15 protein-coding genes are annotated in these 15,730 nt (G+C 73.8%); 10 read left to right on the plus strand and 5 right to left on the minus strand.

Features of this window, described 5'->3' with window-relative positions; genetic code table 11:
• Positions 1-23 precede the first annotated feature (23 nt).
• On the minus strand, positions 24-545 hold the full coding sequence (locus tag ABD220_RS09220; protein WP_344121874.1) for an Rv3235 family protein: 522 nt from the start codon (positions 543-545) through the stop codon (positions 24-26).
• A gap of 64 nt (positions 546-609) precedes the next feature.
• A complete protein-coding gene (locus ABD220_RS09225) occupies positions 610-1,410 on the minus strand; it encodes a LysM peptidoglycan-binding domain-containing protein (protein ID WP_344121876.1) in 801 nt (266 codons plus the stop codon).
• A gap of 211 nt (positions 1,411-1,621) precedes the next feature.
• On the opposite strand from ABD220_RS09225, the gene ABD220_RS09230 reads away from it, so the two are divergent.
• The gene (locus ABD220_RS09230) at positions 1,622-2,185 is read left to right on the plus strand and encodes a hypothetical protein (RefSeq protein ID WP_344121878.1); all 564 of its coding nucleotides are present in this window, start codon (positions 1,622-1,624) and stop codon (positions 2,183-2,185) included.
• Between the two features lie 27 nt (positions 2,186-2,212).
• On the opposite strand, the gene ABD220_RS09235 is transcribed toward ABD220_RS09230, so the two are convergent.
• Positions 2,213-2,428 (minus strand): helix-turn-helix domain-containing protein, encoded by a 216-nt coding sequence (locus ABD220_RS09235; protein ID WP_017833632.1) that lies wholly within the window; start codon positions 2,426-2,428, stop codon positions 2,213-2,215.
• A gap of 240 nt (positions 2,429-2,668) precedes the next feature.
• On the opposite strand from ABD220_RS09235, the gene ABD220_RS09240 reads away from it, so the two are divergent.
• From ABD220_RS09240 to ABD220_RS09250, 3 genes are read left to right on the plus strand one after another with little or no spacing between them, the layout of a single operon-like run.
• Entirely contained in the window at positions 2,669-3,322 is a 654-nt protein-coding gene (locus ABD220_RS09240; protein ID WP_344121881.1) for an SAF domain-containing protein, read from the plus strand.
• Positions 3,322-4,668, plus strand: a complete 1,347-nt coding sequence (locus ABD220_RS09245; protein WP_344121883.1) for a CpaE/TadZ family protein — start codon at positions 3,322-3,324, stop codon at positions 4,666-4,668. The genes ABD220_RS09240 and ABD220_RS09245 overlap by 1 nt, the downstream gene beginning before the upstream one ends.
• A 47-nt stretch (positions 4,669-4,715) precedes the next feature.
• Entirely contained in the window at positions 4,716-6,269 is a 1,554-nt protein-coding gene (locus ABD220_RS09250; protein WP_344121884.1) for a sensor histidine kinase, read from the plus strand.
• A gap of 72 nt (positions 6,270-6,341) precedes the next feature.
• Here ABD220_RS09250 and ABD220_RS09255 read toward each other — a convergent pair whose 3' ends face one another.
• Positions 6,342-6,590, minus strand: a complete 249-nt coding sequence (locus tag ABD220_RS09255; protein WP_017833636.1) for a WhiB family transcriptional regulator — start codon at positions 6,588-6,590, stop codon at positions 6,342-6,344.
• A 315-nt stretch (positions 6,591-6,905) separates the two neighbouring features.
• On the opposite strand from ABD220_RS09255, the gene ABD220_RS09260 reads away from it, so the two are divergent.
• The 6 genes from ABD220_RS09260 to ABD220_RS09285 all read left to right on the plus strand — a co-directional run bounded on the left by ABD220_RS09260 (position 6,906) and on the right by ABD220_RS09285 (position 13,555).
• The gene (locus ABD220_RS09260; RefSeq protein WP_344121889.1) at positions 6,906-7,304 is read left to right on the plus strand and encodes a hypothetical protein; all 399 of its coding nucleotides are present in this window, start codon (positions 6,906-6,908) and stop codon (positions 7,302-7,304) included.
• A 152-nt stretch (positions 7,305-7,456) separates the two neighbouring features.
• Positions 7,457-8,635, plus strand: a complete 1,179-nt coding sequence (locus ABD220_RS09265; protein ID WP_344121891.1) for a glycosyltransferase family 4 protein — start codon at positions 7,457-7,459, stop codon at positions 8,633-8,635.
• Between the two features lie 102 nt (positions 8,636-8,737).
• Complete coding sequence (gene glf / locus ABD220_RS09270; RefSeq protein WP_344121892.1) at positions 8,738-9,925, plus strand: UDP-galactopyranose mutase; 1,188 nt, start codon at positions 8,738-8,740, stop codon at positions 9,923-9,925.
• Positions 9,922-11,925: a glycosyltransferase gene (locus tag ABD220_RS09275; protein ID WP_344121893.1), complete on the plus strand. Its 2,004-nt coding sequence runs from the start codon at positions 9,922-9,924 to the stop codon at positions 11,923-11,925. Before glf ends, ABD220_RS09275 begins: the two co-directional genes overlap by 4 nt.
• The gene (locus tag ABD220_RS09280) at positions 11,925-12,785 is read left to right on the plus strand and encodes an ABC transporter permease (protein ID WP_344121894.1); all 861 of its coding nucleotides are present in this window, start codon (positions 11,925-11,927) and stop codon (positions 12,783-12,785) included. Before ABD220_RS09275 ends, ABD220_RS09280 begins: the two co-directional genes overlap by 1 nt.
• 2 nt (positions 12,786-12,787) lie before the next feature.
• Positions 12,788-13,555: an ABC transporter ATP-binding protein gene (locus ABD220_RS09285; RefSeq protein ID WP_344121896.1), complete on the plus strand. Its 768-nt coding sequence runs from the start codon at positions 12,788-12,790 to the stop codon at positions 13,553-13,555.
• Between the two features lie 123 nt (positions 13,556-13,678).
• On the opposite strand, the gene ABD220_RS09290 is transcribed toward ABD220_RS09285, so the two are convergent.
• Positions 13,679-15,721: a DUF6541 family protein gene (locus ABD220_RS09290; RefSeq protein WP_344121898.1), complete on the minus strand. Its 2,043-nt coding sequence runs from the start codon at positions 15,719-15,721 to the stop codon at positions 13,679-13,681.
• Positions 15,722-15,730: the final 9 nt, after the last annotated feature.

Consider the following 15,730-nt stretch of genomic DNA (forward strand, 5'->3'; position numbering starts at 1 on the left):
GTGCGCCGGGGCGGGGCGGCGGGTCAGCCGACCTCGAGCTGCGTGACGCTCCAGCCCCGGCCCAGGCGCTCCACGCGCATGGCCACGGCCCGGGTGCGCCGGGGCTCGACCACCACCAGGGCCACCTCGTAGACCCCGCGGTCCACCCGGCACACCCGGCACCGGCGCACGTGGGGATTGCGGTGCAGTTCCTGCAGCGCGGCCTTGCCCTCGAACTGCTCCTGCAGCAGCCGGAGCATGTCGGCGCGCTGCTGGAAGCGTTCGACGATCTCCGGGGTGGTCCAGCGGCTCAGCTGCGCCGCCGGCCTGCTCCCGCCCAGCACCTCCACGGCCGCCTGTCCGATGGACCGGGCCAGCGCCGTGACGCGGCCCAGCTCGTCCTCGGCGTCGTGGCCCAGCACGCGCGTGGCGCCCCACGTGTAGCCGCCCGGGGCCGTGGGCGGTGCGGCCCGCATGCGGCGGGCGGGGGGAGCGGCCACCGGGCGTCCGCGCCCGGGCACGAGCGGACGGGCGACCGGGTCGGAACCGGCGGCGGGAGCAGTCATGACGGGCCTCCTGGGAACGGTGCTGAGCTGTGTCGGTGATCGGGTGCTGCGGAGCGGGGACGGGTCAGGGGCCTCCGGCCCCGGGCACCAGCAGCCGCTGGCCCGGCAGGAGCCGGTGCGGCCCGGCCGCGAGCTGGTGCCGGTTCAGGTCGTACCAGCGGGGCCACGCGCGCGCGACCTCCTCGTCGGTGGCCTCCGGCCCCAGGAGGCCGGCGGCCAGGGACCACAGGGTGTCCCCGCGCACGACCGTGACGGCGCCGTCCACCGTGCGCTCCGCCGTCGACGACCCGGCCCCCGGGGGGCAGGGGCCCGGCGCCGCCGGCGGTGCGGGGGTGAGATCCGCGTCCACGACGCGTCCGGGGCCGGCGTCCGGCTCGGAGGCCGGCCCGGGCGCCTCTCCCCGGGGGGCCGGTGCGCCGGGATCAGGGGCCGTCGCGTCCTCGGCGGGGGCCGCGACCTCCCGGGCGGACGCCCCGGCGTCCCAGAACGGGGAGGGCGTGTCGTCGGCGGCCACCCCCGGGGCCGCGAGGAGCTGCAGGCCCAGGGCCGTGGCCGCGGCGCGGCGCAGCAGGGCGGGGGAGCACCGACCGCAGATCCCCGCCAGGCGCTCCCAGCGGCGGTGGCCGGCCAGCACCGCGAGCACCGCGAGGACGGCGGTGAGGCTCCAGAGGACCACCACGGCGGAGCCGATCGCGGCCGCCGCCAGCCCGATCAGCGCCCCGGTGTCCCTGCCTCCGGCGAGGCCGCCGTCCGCCCCGGCCAGGGTTGCGCCGCAGGTCCCGGTGGCTGCGCCCAGCGCGGGCACCAGCAGCACCGACCACAGCGGAGCGGCGGCGGTGTGCGCGGATCCTGAGATGCCGGTCATGTCGCCTCCCAGAAAAACCACGTTTGATCGAGTTTGCCATCGTTTGATGCAATTTGACGTTGTGAAGCAGTCTTAGCACCGCCGTGTGCCCGATGTAAAGGACGCCGCCGCCGGCGGTGGACATGACGTTGCTTGACGGCCGAGAGGCGGACGCCTACGTTGAGGCCCTGCGCCGCCGGACGGCCCGGGCGCCGGGAGGGGAGGCCCTGCAGTGCGCTGGGAGCATCTGTTCGCGGACCTGGAGGCACAGCTGGCCTCCGCGCACCAGCAGGGTGTGGAGGAGGAGGCCGCGGAGCAGGCCCGCGCGGAGTACTCTCGGGTGCGCCTGGCGGACCGGTTGCGCCTCCGGCAGGACGAACCCGTCCGGGCCCTGCTGGCGGGGTCCGTGCCGGTCGAGGGCCGGGTGCGCACGGTGGGCGCCGGCTGGGTCGCCCTCGAGGACCGGGGCAGCGAGCACATCGTGCCGCTGGGGGCCGTCCTGTGGTGGGAGTCCCTCGGCCGGGGGTGGGCGCCCGGTGACGACCCGGTCGCGCTGCGTCTCGGCCTGGGGCACGCGCTGCGAGCCCTGGCGCGGGCCAGGGCAGGAGTGCGGATCCGGCTCGCGGGGGGAGGACCGCTGGGCGAGCTCGACGGGACGGTCGACCGGGTGGGCGCCGACTTCTTCGACCTGGCTCTGCACCCCGACGACGACTACCGCAGGCGGAGCAGCGTGACCGCCCTGCGCGCCGTGCCGTTCCCCGCGCTGGTCTGCGTCTCCTCGCTCACGGCGGGGTGAGACGGTCGTCGACGACGCCCGGGCGCGTCAGTCGAGTGCGCCCGAGCGCACCGCTTCCGCCGTCCGCTCGTACCCCCGGGCGATGTACTCCTCCAGCTTGGCTGTCTCGACGCGCCACTGGCCGCGTCCGCCCACCTGGATGGCGGGCAGCTCCCCGCTGCGCACGAGAGCCCTCGCCTGCGTCGCCGAGATGTTGAGGATCTCGGCGACGTCCGCCAAGGTCAGGAAGCGCTGCTGCGCCATCCTCCGCCTCCTTGCTCGTGGTTGCTCTCCCGTTCCAGTCTGCCACCCAACGGGCGGCGCGGCTCCCCGTCCACATGCGGCGACACCACCGTCCGGCGGGGACGGGCGCGGAGACCGGAACGGGGCGCCCTGTCCCCAGTTGTGCACCGAGCGGTTCCCGGGGCACCGCGGCGCGGGCAGAATGTGGGCGACGAGCGCGGTCCGCACGGCCGTGCCCAGCATCGAGAGAGGCGGTCGCCGATGAGCGGCACGGTCAGGGGCACGGACGGCTCGTCGGCCCGGTTCCGGAGACCGACCTGGCGGGACCCCAGGCTGCTCACCGGGCTGCTGCTCGTGCTGCTCTCCGTCGCCGGGGTGACCGCCGTGGTCACCGCCACGAACCGGACGGACCCTTACCTGGCGGCCGCCCGGGACATCGAGGTCGGGCAGGGCGTGACCGGCGACGACCTGGTGGCCGTGGACGTCCGGCTGCAGGACGCGGCGGAGCTCTACGTCCCGGCGGACGCCGTGCCCGGACCGGGCACGGTCGCGACGCAACGGATCCCGGCGGGCCAGCTGCTGCCGGGAACCGCGCTGGGCACCGCGGACCGGCTGGACCGCAAGCCGGTCGCCGTCCCGGTGGACCATCCGCTGCCCCAGGACGCCGGGGCGGGATCGCGCGTGGACGTGTGGGTCGCCGCGCAGAAGCCCTCGGGCCGCGGCCACGAGCCGGCGCGCCTGCTGCTCCCTGCCGCCGAGATCGCAGGGGTGCAGGCGGAGGAGACCGCCCTCGGCGCGGGCCGCGGCACCGTGGTGCACGTGCTGGTCGAGGAGGACCCGATGGAGGAGCTCGTGGACGCGCTCGGCAACGACGCCCGCGTCACGCTCGTATGGAACCCCGCGGGCGGCCGGTGATGGCCCTCCCGGTCATGGCCCTCGGCGTCTCGACGTGGCCCCTCGTCGACGGGATCGAACGGCTGCACGGGCCGGTCACGGTGGTCCGCCGCTGCCTCGACCTCACGGAGCTGCTGGCCGCCGCCCGCGCCGGGCTGGGCAGGGCCGCCCTCGTCGCGGAGGGCGCCGAGGATCTCACGGCGAGCCTGCTGGAGCAGATCCGCCTCGGCGGCGCGGCGCTGCTGGTGCTGGAGGGCCACGACCACCGCCGGCTCGCCGGCCTGGGCGCCGTGGTCGTGCCGGAGCGCGCGGCCCCTGAGGGCGCCGCGCGCCTGGTGGAGGAGGCCGTCGCCGCCGCGGCGGGGGCCCCGAGCGCTGTGGGTTACGCCGACGTCGCCGCGGCCGGCCGTGCGGATCCGGCGGACGCCGCGGATACGGCGCCCTCGGCGGCCGGCGCGGAGCCGCCGGGCCCCCGGGGTGCCGGGCGGATCGTGGCGGTGTGGGGGCCTACGGGAGCGCCGGGGCGGACCACGGTGGCCGTCAACCTCGCCGCTGAGCTCGCGCTCCTCGGGCAGGACACGGTTCTCGTCGACGCGGACACCTACGGCCCCTCGGTGGCCGCGGCCCTCGGGATGCTGGACGAGGCCGCGGGCCTGGCCCAGGCGTGCCGTCTCGCCGACCAGGGGCGGCTCGACGGCGCAGCCCTGCGGCGGACGGCCGCCGACGTGGCCGTCGCCGGGCGGACCGTCCGGGTGCTCACGGGGCTGACCCGTCAGGACCGCTGGCCGGAGCTGCGCTCCAGCGCCGTGGCGACGCTGCTCGAACGCTCGGTGCAGGAGTTCGGGACCACGGTGGTGGACTGCGGCTTCGCGCTGGAGGCCGACGAGGAGCTCACCGTCGACAGCATGGTCCCCCGGCGGCACGCGGCGGCCCTCACGGTCCTGGAGCGCGCCGACGTGGTCGTGGCGGTGGGCGCCGCGGACACCATCGGCGTGCCGAGACTGCTCAAGGGCCTGCCGGACGTCGCCGCGGCCGCGCCCGGCGCCCGGCTCGTCGTCGCCGTCAACAAGCTGCGCCGCTCGGCGGCGGGACGCTCCCCGGAACTGGGGATCCGGGAGGCGTGGGCACGGTTCGGCTCCGGTCCGGCGGTCGAGCTGTTCGTGCCGTGGGACCCGGAGACCTGCGACGAGGCGCTGCTGGCGGGGGCCGTCCTCGCGGAGACCGCGGCGGGCTCGGCCGTGCGGGCCGCGCTGCGGGAGCTGGCAGGCCGGGTGCTCACCGGTCCCGGTGAGCCGGCGGAGGGCGGGGAGCCGCTCGTGCACGGTACTAGGCTGGGCGGCAGGATCGGGGCCTGGCTGCGCCGCTGATCACGGGGCCGTCCGGTCCCTCCCCACCTGCGACCACCGGAGGCGATGTGGCGTTCACCGAACCGCTCAGGAACACCAAGGACTTCGGCCCCGGGGACTACGAGTGGCTCCACCTGCTCGTGGGGGACTGGCAGCTCATCTCCGACCTCGCCTTCGGCGACCTGATCCTCAGCTTCCCGGCCGACTACATCCCGGCCGCCGGCAGCGGCAACGGCCGCGGCATGCCGGCCCCCGGCAGCCCGTTCCGGGTGCTCGCCCACGTGCGGCCCGCGACGGGTCCCACGGTCTTCCACAAGGACATGGTGGGCGAGCTGCTCCCCGAGGAGCTGAGCGGGTTCCTGCGCGCCGCCTGGGTCGGCCGGCGGATCGAGCGGAAGCGCCAGGCCGGTGAGGGAGCCGGCTCCTCCGGGTCGGTCAAGGTCGTGCCGCTCGTGCGCAAGGGACGGACGCTGGCCCTGCTGACCCTGCACGCCGGACGGGCGGCCGGGCAGGTGGTCTCCCGGCAGGAGATCGTCTACCGCGAGACCGCCGACGCGCTGCTGCGGATGGCCAACGAGGGGCTGTGGCCGGACTTCTCCGCCCCGACGGGATCGCGCCGCGGCGCTCCGCGGGTCGGGGACGGCGCGATCAGGCTCGACGCCGAGGACCGCGTCACCTACGTCTCGCCCAACGCGGAGTCGGCGCTGCGCCGGCTGGGGATCGACGGCGAGCTGCTCGGGGAGCGGCTCATGGACCTCGTGCCCCCCGTGCTGGTGTCGGGGGCGGACGCGGACGAGACCCTCGCCCCCGTGCTCAGCGGGCGGACCGCGTGGCGCACCGAGGTGGAGGGCGCACGGGTGAGCGTCAACTTCCGGTCCGTCCCGCTGCGGGACCGGTCCGGCCGGCTCGGCGCGGTGCTGCTCTGCCGGGACGTCACCGAACTGCGCCGCCGGGACCTGGAGCTCGTCTCGAAGGACGCGACCGTGCGGGAGATCCACCACCGGGTCAAGAACAACCTGCAGACGGTCTCCGCGCTGCTGCGCCTGCAGGCCCGCCGGATGACGACGGACGAGGCCCGGCACGGGCTCGAGCAGGCCATGCGCCGGGTCGCGACCATCGCGATGGTCCACGAGACGCTCTCCCAGGGGTTCACGCAGAACGTGGACTTCGACGAGCTGATCGCGCGGCAGTTCCGGCTCGCGGCGGAGGTGGCCGCCCCCGAGCAGACGGTGCACACCCGGATGATCGGCGAGTTCGGCGAGCTGCCGACCCGCCTGGCCACCCCGCTGGCGCTCGTGATCAACGAGCTCGTCACGAACGCTGTCGAGCACGGACTCGCCGGACGGACCGGCACGGTCACCCTGGAGGCGTCCCGGGTGCAGGACGAGGACGGCACCGGTCAGCTGCTCGAGGTCGTGGTGAGCGACGACGGCGCAGGGATGGGCGACGTCGTCATCGAGGAGTCCGGGGCCGGTGCCTTCCGCAGGGCCGGCAGCGGTGAGGGGCTCGGGATGCAGATCGTGCGCACCCTGGTCGCGGGCGAGCTCGGGGGCCGGATCCGCTGGGAGCCCCGGCAGGGCGGGGGCACCGAGGTGACGGTGTGCGCCCGGCTCGACGACTAGCCCGGTGCGGCGCGGGAAGCCGCGAGGACCGGGACCCCGTGGGGTTCCCGGTCCTCGCGGCGAGCGGAGCGCTCAGGAAGCGCGGCGGGCGCGGGCGGCGCGGCGCTTGAGGGCGCGGCGCTCGTCCTCGCTCATCCCGCCCCAGACGCCCGCGTCCTGGCCGGACTCGAGGGCCCACTGGAGGCAGGTGTCCATCACCGGGCAGCTGCGGCACACGGCCTTGGCCTCCTCGATCTGGAGGAGAGCAGGTCCCGTGTTGCCCACGGGGAAGAACAGCTCGGGATCCTTCTCCAGGCATGCTGCGCGGCTACGCCAATCCATGGTCAGCGATCGCTCCTTTCAAGGGTGGGTCCCGTCGGCGCAGGGCAGGGGGATCCTGCGGCGGCGGCGTCCGGGACAAGAGAAAAGGCCCATTCGCACGGGCCTTGTGAAGAACTGTCGTCAACCTTCCCACGCCGGCCGGGCGCGGACAAGGGCTTTGGGGGGCGCGTCACACCCGGGGTGATGAGGCGTTGCTCACAGAGCGCCCGGGGGTGGGTCGCCCGCCGGTGCGGCAGCCCGCACCGGCGGGCGGCGCACTAGGGTGACGGAGAGCGCCGGGGCCCGCGCCCGCCGCCCGACCGGAAGGAGAACCCCATGCCCACCCCCTCCCGGGACCCCCGGCCGCGCGAAGTCGTGGTCCTGACCGGCGTGGTGCTGCTCGAGGCCCTGGTCCTCGCGGCAGCCGCGCTGCGGCTGGTCCGGTCCCTCCTGTTCGAGGAGCCCCTGACCGTGGGCGGAACCGTCTTCCTCACGGTGGTGTGCCTCGGGGGCGCCCTGTGGCTGCTGCGCGTGGCCCGAGGTCTGTGGCGGGGCTACCGGTGGCCGCGCGCGGCCGCGCTCGTGGTCCAGCTCTTCCTCCTGGTGCTCGCCCTGCCGCTGCTCCGGTCGGGGCAGTGGGCGGCGGGGCTCGCGCCGGCGGTGCCGGCCGTCGTCGTGCTCGTCCTGCTCTTCCGGCCCGGCGTGCTCGCGTGGACCAGCCGCACCGTGCGGTAGCGGAGCCGGCCCGCGGGTCCGCCGCGGCCCCCGGGGCGCGCCGCCTCGGACGGCGGGCGCGGACCAGTACAGTTGGACCGCCCGTGCCCGCCGACGTCGTGCCCGGTCCCCGTCCCTTCCCTCCCGTCGAGCAGCTCCGAACAGGTGGTCCCGTGACTCCCCGCCGCATCGTCATCGTCAGCCGCATCTTCGCCCCCGAGCCGGCCGCCGCGTCCTTCCGGCTGCGGGCCCTGGCCCGCGGCCTGACGGAGGCGGGGGCGCAGGTCACGGTCCTCACCACGCGCCCGCCCGCCGGGACGGTGATCGAGCCGGAGTCCTACTCGGTGCGCCGGTGGCCCGTCCTGCGCGACCGGTTCGACTACGTGCGCGGGATCGTCCAGTACCTCAGCTTCGACGTCCCCGTCCTCTTCCGGCTGCTGGTCACCCGGGCCGACCTCGTGGTCAGCGAACCGCCCCCCACCACGGGGATCGCGGTGCTCGTGTCCTCGTGGCTCCGGGGCCGGCCCTACGTCTGGTACGCCCCGGACATCTGGACCACGGCTGCCGAGAAGATGGAGGTCGCCGCGCCGGTCAAGCGGGCCATGCGCGTCATGGAGACCCTCGCGGCCCGGCGGGCCGCCGGCGTGCTGACCGTGTCCGAGGCCATGGGCCGCGAGCTGCAGTCCGTCACCGGCGTCGCGTGGGAGAAGGTGCTCGTGGCGGAGAACGGCATCGACACCGAGGTCTTCCGCCCCGACGGGCCCGTGGCCGATCCCGGCGACCCGTACTTCGTCTACGCCGGGTCGATGTCCGAGTGGCAGGGCGCCGACGTCTTCGTCCGTGCCATGCCCCGCGTCCTGGAGGCCCACCCCGACGCCCGGCTGCGCTTCTTCGGCCGCGGCTCCGACATCGACCGGGTCCAGGAGATCGCCGAGCGGCTGGCCCCCGGGCGCGTGCTCTTCGAGGGACTCCGTCCGGCCGCCGAGACGGCGGAGTGGACCCGGGGCGCCGTCGCCGCCCTGGGCGCGGTGCTCCCGGGCATCGGCTACGACTTCACCAAGCCCACCAAGATCTACGCCGCCGCGGCGTGCGGGACGCCGGTCCTGTACGCGGGCGCGGGGGTCGCCGCGGAGCTCGTGCGGGACAACGGTCTGGGCGCGGCCGTCGACCACGACGCCGACGCGGTGGCCGAGGCCATGATCGCCGCCCTCGATCGCCGGCTCGACCCGGCACTGGCCGAGGACAACGAACGGGAGCGGCGCCGGCGGGCCGCGTGGGCGGCCGAGAACGCCTCCCTCGCGGCCTCCGGCCGCCTCGCCGCCGAGTGGCTGCTCCAGGGCTTCCCCGACTGATCAGGTACTTTGGTACGCAGCGCACGCCCGGCGCCCGTGCCGCCCCCTCACCGGCCGGACGCAGGCCGGGCCCACCAGGATCCCAACCCCAGGAGTTAGCCCGTGAACGCAGATCTCGTCGTCGTAGGGTCCGGCCTGTTCGGCCTGACCGTGGCCGAGAGGGCCGCCAACGAGCTCGGCCTCGACGTGGCCATCATCGACCGGCGCCCCCACATCGGTGGCAACGCCTACACGGAGAACGAGCCCCAGACCGGGATCGAGGTGCACCGCTACGGCGCCCACCTGTTCCACACCTCCAACGAGCGGGTCTGGGACTACGTGAACCGGTTCACCGACTTCACGGACTACGTGCACCGCGTCTACACCCGGCACCACGACGAGGTCTTCCCCATGCCGATCAACCTCGGCACGATCAACCAGTTCTTCCGCGCGGCGTACTCGCCGGCCGAGGCCCGGGCGCTGATCCAGGAGCAGGCCGGGGAGCTCGCGGGGACGGACCCGCAGAACCTCAACGACAAGGGCATCCAGCTCATCGGCCGGCCGCTCTACGAGGCGTTCATCAAGCACTACACGGGCAAGCAGTGGCAGACGGACCCCAAGGACCTGCCCGCCTCGATCATCAACCGGCTCCCCGTCCGCTACACCTACGACAACCGGTACTTCAACGACAAGTACGAGGGACTGCCGGTGGACGGCTACACCGCGTGGCTCGAGCGCATGGCGGACCACCCCAGGATCGACGTCCGGCTGGACACCGACTTCTTCGACGAGGGCCACGACTACTCCCGCGCCGCCGTCTCCGGGCAGGTCCCGGTCGTCTACACGGGCCCCGTGGACCGGTACTTCGACTACGCCGAGGGCGACCTCTCCTGGCGGACCATCGACCTGGAGCAGGAGGTCCTGCCGATCGAGGACTTCCAGGGCGCCCCGGTGATCAACTACCCGGACCCCGACGTCCCCTTCACCCGCATCCTGGAGTTCCGCCACTTCTACCCGCAGCGCGACTACACCACGGACGCCACGGTGATCATGCGGGAGTTCTCCCGCTTCGCGGACAAGGGCGACGAGCCGTACTACCCGGTCAACACCTCGGTGGACCGCGAGAAGCTGCTGAAGTACCGGGATCTCGCCCGCGGCGAGGACAAGGTCCTGTTCGGCGGACGCCTCGGCACCTACAAGTACCTGGACATGCACATGGCCATCGGGGCCGCGCTGTCCATGGTCGACAACAAGCTCAAGCCCCACTTCACCGGCGGGGCCACCATCGAGAGCGGGGGAGTGGACGCGTGACCGCGACGACCCAGGACACCGAACGGACCGGCACCGAGGGCACCGCCCACCGGGTGCTGCAGGAGCTCGTCTTCCCGACGGGCGACCGTTCCCCGACCCAGCCCCTCTACCTGGACTCCCGGGCGGACACGGGCACCGCCGCCCAGCAGGAGGACGCGAAGGAGCAGCGGCCCCAGATCGTGGTCAACGTGGCCTCCGACACCGGGGCCGCCAGCGGCGTGGTGATCCTCGGCCGCACGTCCGTGCGCGTGCCGGTCCGCAGCACCGTGTCCTTCGCCACGTACTTCAACGCGTTCCCGGCCAGCTACTGGCGGCACAACACCCACCTGCGCGAGGTCGTGCTCCGGGTGCGCACCACCGGCCGCGGCTCGGTGACCGTGCACAGCTCCAACGCACGCGGCGAATCCGTGCCCGTGTCGGTGCACGAGGTCTCCGGCGCCGACCGGCTGACCGAGGTCGTGCTGCCGCTGAAGGCCTTCGCCGACGGCGGGTGGTACTGGTTCGACGCCACCGCGGGGGACCAGGAGCTCGAGGTGCTGGGCGCCCAGTGGCTGGGCGACGGCACGGGCACCACGGAGGGGTCCGTGACCCTCCAGATCACGACCATGAACAAGCCCTCCTACTGCCTCACCAACGCCCGCCTCCTGGACGAGCAGCGGGACCACCTGCCGCAGGTCGCGCAGGTCGTGATCGTGGACCAGGGCAACCAGAAGGTCGTCGACGAGCCGGGCTTCGGCGAGGTCCAGGCGCGCTTCGGCGACCGCCTGCGCGTCATCGACCAGGGCAACCTGGGCGGGGCCGGTGGCTTCGCCCGCGGCATGTACGAGGCCGTCCGCGCCGACAGCACGTACGTGCTGCTCATGGACGACGACGTCGAGATCGAGCCGGAGGCCGTGCGCCGGATCAGCGTGTTCGCCGACTTCTGCAAGCGGCCCACACTGGTCGGCGGGCACATGATCGACCTGCTCAACCCGACGAAGATCCACAACTTCGGCGAGGCCATGGACCCGTACAGCTTCCAGTACGGTCCCGCCGGGGAGGGCGTGGAGATCGGCCACGACTTCCGGCGCAGCAACCTGCGCGGCACGGCGTGGATGCACCGCCGCGTCGAGGTGGACTACAACGCGTGGTGGATGTGCCTGATCCCCACCCAGGTGGTCCGTGAGATCGGCCTGGCGCTGCCCGTGTTCATCAAGTGGGACGACGTCGAGTACGGCATCCGCGCCAAGGCGGCCGGCTACCGCACCGTGTCCCTGCCCGGCGTGGCCGTGTGGCACCTGGCCTGGGCGGACAAGGACGACACCATCAGCTGGCAGGCGTACTTCCACAAGCGCAACCAGCTCGTGGCCGCCCTGCTGCACTCCCCGTTCGATCGCGGCGGCGAGGTGCTCGGGCGCAACGGGCTCAAGGACCTGCGGCACCTGCTGTCCATGCAGTACTTCGCGGAGGAGGCCCGGGTCCTGGCCCTGCGGGACGTCCTGGAGGGCCCCGAGACCCTGCACGAGCTGCTGCCCCAGCGGATCCGCGACGTGCGCCGGATGATGAGCCAGCACTCCGACGCCGTCTACCAGCCGGACCTGGACGCGTACCCCACGGTCGCCTCGGCCAAGCCCCTCCGGGCGCGGCGGCTCTCCGCCCCGCACGGGCTCAAGGTGCTCACCTCCGCCACCACCGCCGTGGTGCGCCACCTCGCCGTGCGCCCGCAGGAGCAGGCCGAGCAGCACCCGCAGGTGCACCTGCCCTACCAGGACGCCCGGTGGTGGCGGCTCGCCCGCTACGACAGCGCGCTGGTCTCCGCCTCGGACGGCACCGGCTACACCTGGTACAAGCGCTCGCCCCGGGAGGCCCGCGCCCTGATGGCGGAGTCCCTGCGGCTGCACGCCCAGCTGGCCCTGCGCTGGCCGGAGCTGTCCCGCCGCTACCGCGAGGCGCTGCCGGAGGTCACCTCCATGGAGGCGTGGGAGGCGACCTTCCGCGAGCACTCGGAGATCGGCGTCTGATGCCTGCTGCCTCGGTCGTCCGCAGACCGTCCCCCGGGACGGGTCTGCCGGCGGTGTTCCGCCAGCGCTACCTGCTGAAGCTGCTGGTCGACAAGGAGCTGCAGATCCGCTACCGCGGCACGGTCCTCGGGCTGCTGTGGTCCTACGTGAAGCCCGGCATCCAGTTCGTGGTCTTCTACGTGGCGCTGGGGATCTTCCTGGGCCTGGAGCGGGGGATGGAGAACTATGCCGTGTACCTGTTCTCCGGGATCATCCTGATCAACTTCTTCTCGGAGTCCTTCGGCAACGCGGCCCGTTCGATCGTGGCCAACGCGAGCCTGATCAAGAAGATCTACCTGCCCCGGCAGATGTTTCCGGTGGCGTCCGTGTGGGTCGCCGGCGTGCACCTGATGCCGCAGCTCGTGGTCATGCTCCTGGCCGCCCTGATCGTGGGCTGGTCGCCCACGTGGATCTCCCTGCTGGCCGTGCCCGCGGCGCTGCTGATCGTCGGTCTGCTGGGGGCGGGGCTGGGCATGCTCTTCGGCGCGGCGAACGTGTTCTTCCGCGACGCCGAGAACTTCGTGGACCTGATCGTCATGGTCAGCACGTGGTCCGCCCCGGTGCTCTACGCGTGGTCGATGGTCCGCGACGTGCTGGGCCCGGTGTGGTTCGCCGGATTCATGCTCAACCCCCTGACCGTGGCCGTGGAGCTCTCGCACGCGGCGTTCTGGCTGCCCACCACCACCCCCGGGGCCCACGAGGTGCCGCCCCACCTGTTCTCCCTCTGGACACCGGTGGCGCTGCTCGTGGTCACGGTCATCATGTTCCTGGGCGACCTGATGTTCCGTCGCCTCGAGGGCCGATTCGCGCAGGAGCTGTGACGATGAGCACCGACCGCACCACCCCGCCGGCCGAGCCCGCAGTGGTGGCCGAGCACCTGGCCAAGGAGTTCTCGCTCCGCCACGCCCGCTCCCTCAAGGAGACGGTGATGTGGCTCGCGCGGGGGCGACGCCAGGACATCTCCAACCGCTTCCGCGCCCTCGAGGACCTCAGCCTCAGCATCCGCCCGGGCGAGAGCGTGGCGCTCGTGGGGCTCAACGGCTCCGGGAAGTCCACGTTCCTCAAGCTGGTCTCGGGCGTGATGAGCCCCGACGGGGGCTCGCTCGTGGTCAACGGGCGCGTGGCCGGGCTGATCGAGGTCGGCGCGGGCTTCCACCCCGACCTCACCGGCCGTGACAACGTCTACCTCAACGGTGCGATCCTCGGGATGTCCAAGGAGGACATCGACCGGAAGTTCGACCAGATCGTGGCGTTCTCCGAGATCGAGCAGTTCATCGACACCGAGGTGAAGTTCTACTCCTCCGGCATGTACCTGCGCCTGGCGTTCGCCGTGGCGGTGTTCACCGACCCGGACATCTTCATCATCGACGAGATCCTCTCGGTGGGCGACGAACCCTTCCAGCGCAAGAGCCTGGGCCGGGTCAAGGAGCTCTCCGAGGAGGGCAAGACGCTGCTGGTCGTCAGCCACGACTTCGACGTGGTCCGCAAGGTCTGCGACCGCGGGGTGTGGATCGAGCACGGCCGGGTCCGCAGCGACGGGCCCATCGACGAGGTGATCGACCAGTTCCGCGCCGCGGAGAACGCCGGCTGAGGCCTGCACGGACGACGACGGGCCGCCCAGCTCCGCGAGGAGCCGGGCGGCCCGTCGTCCGTCGCAGGCCCGTCGTCCGTCGCAGGCCCGTCGTCCGTCGCGGGGTCGGGGCCCGTCGCAGGGTCAGGGGGCGTCGCAGCCGACGACCTCGTAGAGCGCCGCCTCCCCGTTGCGCTCGACCAGCACCAGGTTCAGGTCGACGGCCGGGTCCACCGCGTTGACCCCGGTGTAGGCGAGGGCGGCCGGATCGTCCGGGATGATGAACTGGGTGCCGAAGTCCAGGACGTAGCGGACGTCGAGCTCCTCCGCGGCCTCGCAGGCAGGACTGCCGGGGACAGCGGCGTCGATGCCCGTGACGACCTCCTGCACCAGCGGATCGGGCGTCCCCACGTGGTACTGGGTCACGGGCCGCTCCGCGACCGCGAAGGCCAGGGAGCCGCCGTTCCACGGGTTGACGGCGATCACGTCATCGGGGTCCGTGAGCTCCTCGAGCTCTTCCAGCAGCTCGTACTCGTCCCGGGTCAGGATGTTCTCGGGACCCTCCCACGCGTAGTACTGCTTGCCCCACCTCGTGGCCTGGGTGAGGGACTCGACCTGGGAGTACGGCACCGCGAGCGCCAGCAGCACGACCGCCGCGACGGGATGTGCGGCGCGGCCGGCCCCGGGCCGGCCGGCGAACGAGGCGAGCGCCGCGGCACCGGCGGCCAGGGCCTCCACCACGTGCGCCGCGCCGAGGGCGGCGAGGGGCACCGCGGTCAGCGGCAGAGTGGCGGCCAGCCGGTAGGAGTCCACGTACCACCCCCCGGTCAGCCACTCCCGCCAGGGGCCCTCCTCGCCGCCGGCGGAGACGGCGTACAGGAGCACGAGCGACAGGTGGCCCAGCACGACCCAGCGCAGCCGGCGGCGGGAGATCGCGGCGTAGACGCCCGCGGCGGTCAGCAGCACGAGCACCCAGGGGACGTCGTCGCGGCCGTTGGCCGTGAACATGACGGCTTCCCCCACGCCCCGGCCGAAGGACGTGAAGGGATCCCACGCGCGGTCCGTGGTCAGGACGTTCCACAGCAGCAGCCATGCCGTCACCACGACCACCGCCACCGCCGCCAGCCCGAGGGCCGGGCCGCGCCGCCGGGCGCCCGCGGCCGCGCGCAGGCCGAGCCACCACGCCGTGGCCGCCAGGGGAACCGCGACCACGAGCAGGGCCAGGAACGCGTTGGGCTGGGAGACGAACAGCGCGCCGAGGGTGACCGCCAGGCTGGCGGCCAGCCGGACCCGGCCGGCGGCGTCCGGGGTGCGGGCGGTCCGGTCCGCGGTCACGCCGGGGCCGAGCAGCCGCACGAGCAGGCCCAGGGACACGGGGGCTAGCGCCAGGGCGAGGATGTTCGGGAAGAGCGGGCCCCAGGCCATCAGGCCGAGCGGGAAGACGCTGAACCCGGCGGCGGCCGTGCCGGCGACCACGGCCGCCACGGGGGACGGGCCGACGAGGCAGCGCACCAGGAAGATGCACGAGGCGGGCCAGACGAGTCCCGCCACCGCGAGCAGCGTCAGGTTGTGGGCCACGAGCACGCTGTCGCCGGTCAGCGGCACCACGAGGGACGCCAGCTGGTGCCACGCCGCCGGGTACAGGGCGATGGCGCTCTCCGGGCTCACCATCCGGTTCAGGGTCAGGGTCGAGCCGTTGCCGGTCTCCAGGACGTAGCGGATGGCGTTGAGGTGGAAGATGTTGTCCCAGCGCTGGGCCAACGCCTCCGGGTGGCCGATCACGGACGCCATCCGGCGCACCAGGAGCACCGCCCCGATCGCCAGACCGGCGGCCGCGCCCGCCGGGAACAGCCAGCGGCGACCGTCGCCGGGGGTTGCTCCCGGCTCCGCCCCGGCGGCGTACGAGCCGGGCACGTGGCCGCCCCGGGGGAGCAGCCTGCCGACCAGCCATGCCAGCGCCGCCAGCACCACGGCGGCGACCACCTGGGCGAGCGCGCCGTAGGGAATCCCCACCAGGTCCAGGACCACGCCCGTGAGCCCGACGACGGCGACGCTGAACGCCGGCGCCGTCAGCAGGATCCGCCCCCCGCGCTGCCCGAAGGCCCACAGCAGGGCCAGCCCGGGCAGCCACAGGTAGGCGAGCAGGACCAGGAAGGCCGGCAGATGGGGGCCCCAGTCCGTCAGCACGTCGGTCCT

The organism is Kocuria aegyptia, from assembly GCF_039530085.1.
GTDB lineage: Bacteria > Actinomycetota > Actinomycetes > Actinomycetales > Micrococcaceae > Kocuria > Kocuria aegyptia.

What these genes read in the sequence shown, in the direction of transcription:
- ABD220_RS09220 (WP_344121874.1), bottom strand. Translation starts at nt 545, where the DNA reads ATGACTGCTCCCGCCGCCGGTTCCGACCCGGTCGCCCGTCCGCTCGTG.
- ABD220_RS09225 (WP_344121876.1), bottom strand. Translation starts at nt 1,410, where the DNA reads ATGACCGGCATCTCAGGATCCGCGCACACCGCCGCCGCTCCGCTGTGG.
- ABD220_RS09235 (WP_017833632.1), bottom strand. Translation starts at nt 2,428, where the DNA reads ATGGCGCAGCAGCGCTTCCTGACCTTGGCGGACGTCGCCGAGATCCTC.
- ABD220_RS09240 (WP_344121881.1), top strand. Translation starts at nt 2,669, where the DNA reads ATGAGCGGCACGGTCAGGGGCACGGACGGCTCGTCGGCCCGGTTCCGG.
- ABD220_RS09245 (WP_344121883.1), top strand. Translation starts at nt 3,322, where the DNA reads ATGGCCCTCCCGGTCATGGCCCTCGGCGTCTCGACGTGGCCCCTCGTC.
- ABD220_RS09255 (WP_017833636.1), bottom strand. Translation starts at nt 6,590, where the DNA reads ATGGATTGGCGTAGCCGCGCAGCATGCCTGGAGAAGGATCCCGAGCTG.
- ABD220_RS09260 (WP_344121889.1), top strand. Translation starts at nt 6,906, where the DNA reads ATGCCCACCCCCTCCCGGGACCCCCGGCCGCGCGAAGTCGTGGTCCTG.
- ABD220_RS09280 (WP_344121894.1), top strand. Translation starts at nt 11,925, where the DNA reads ATGCCTGCTGCCTCGGTCGTCCGCAGACCGTCCCCCGGGACGGGTCTG.
- ABD220_RS09285 (WP_344121896.1), top strand. Translation starts at nt 12,788, where the DNA reads ATGAGCACCGACCGCACCACCCCGCCGGCCGAGCCCGCAGTGGTGGCC.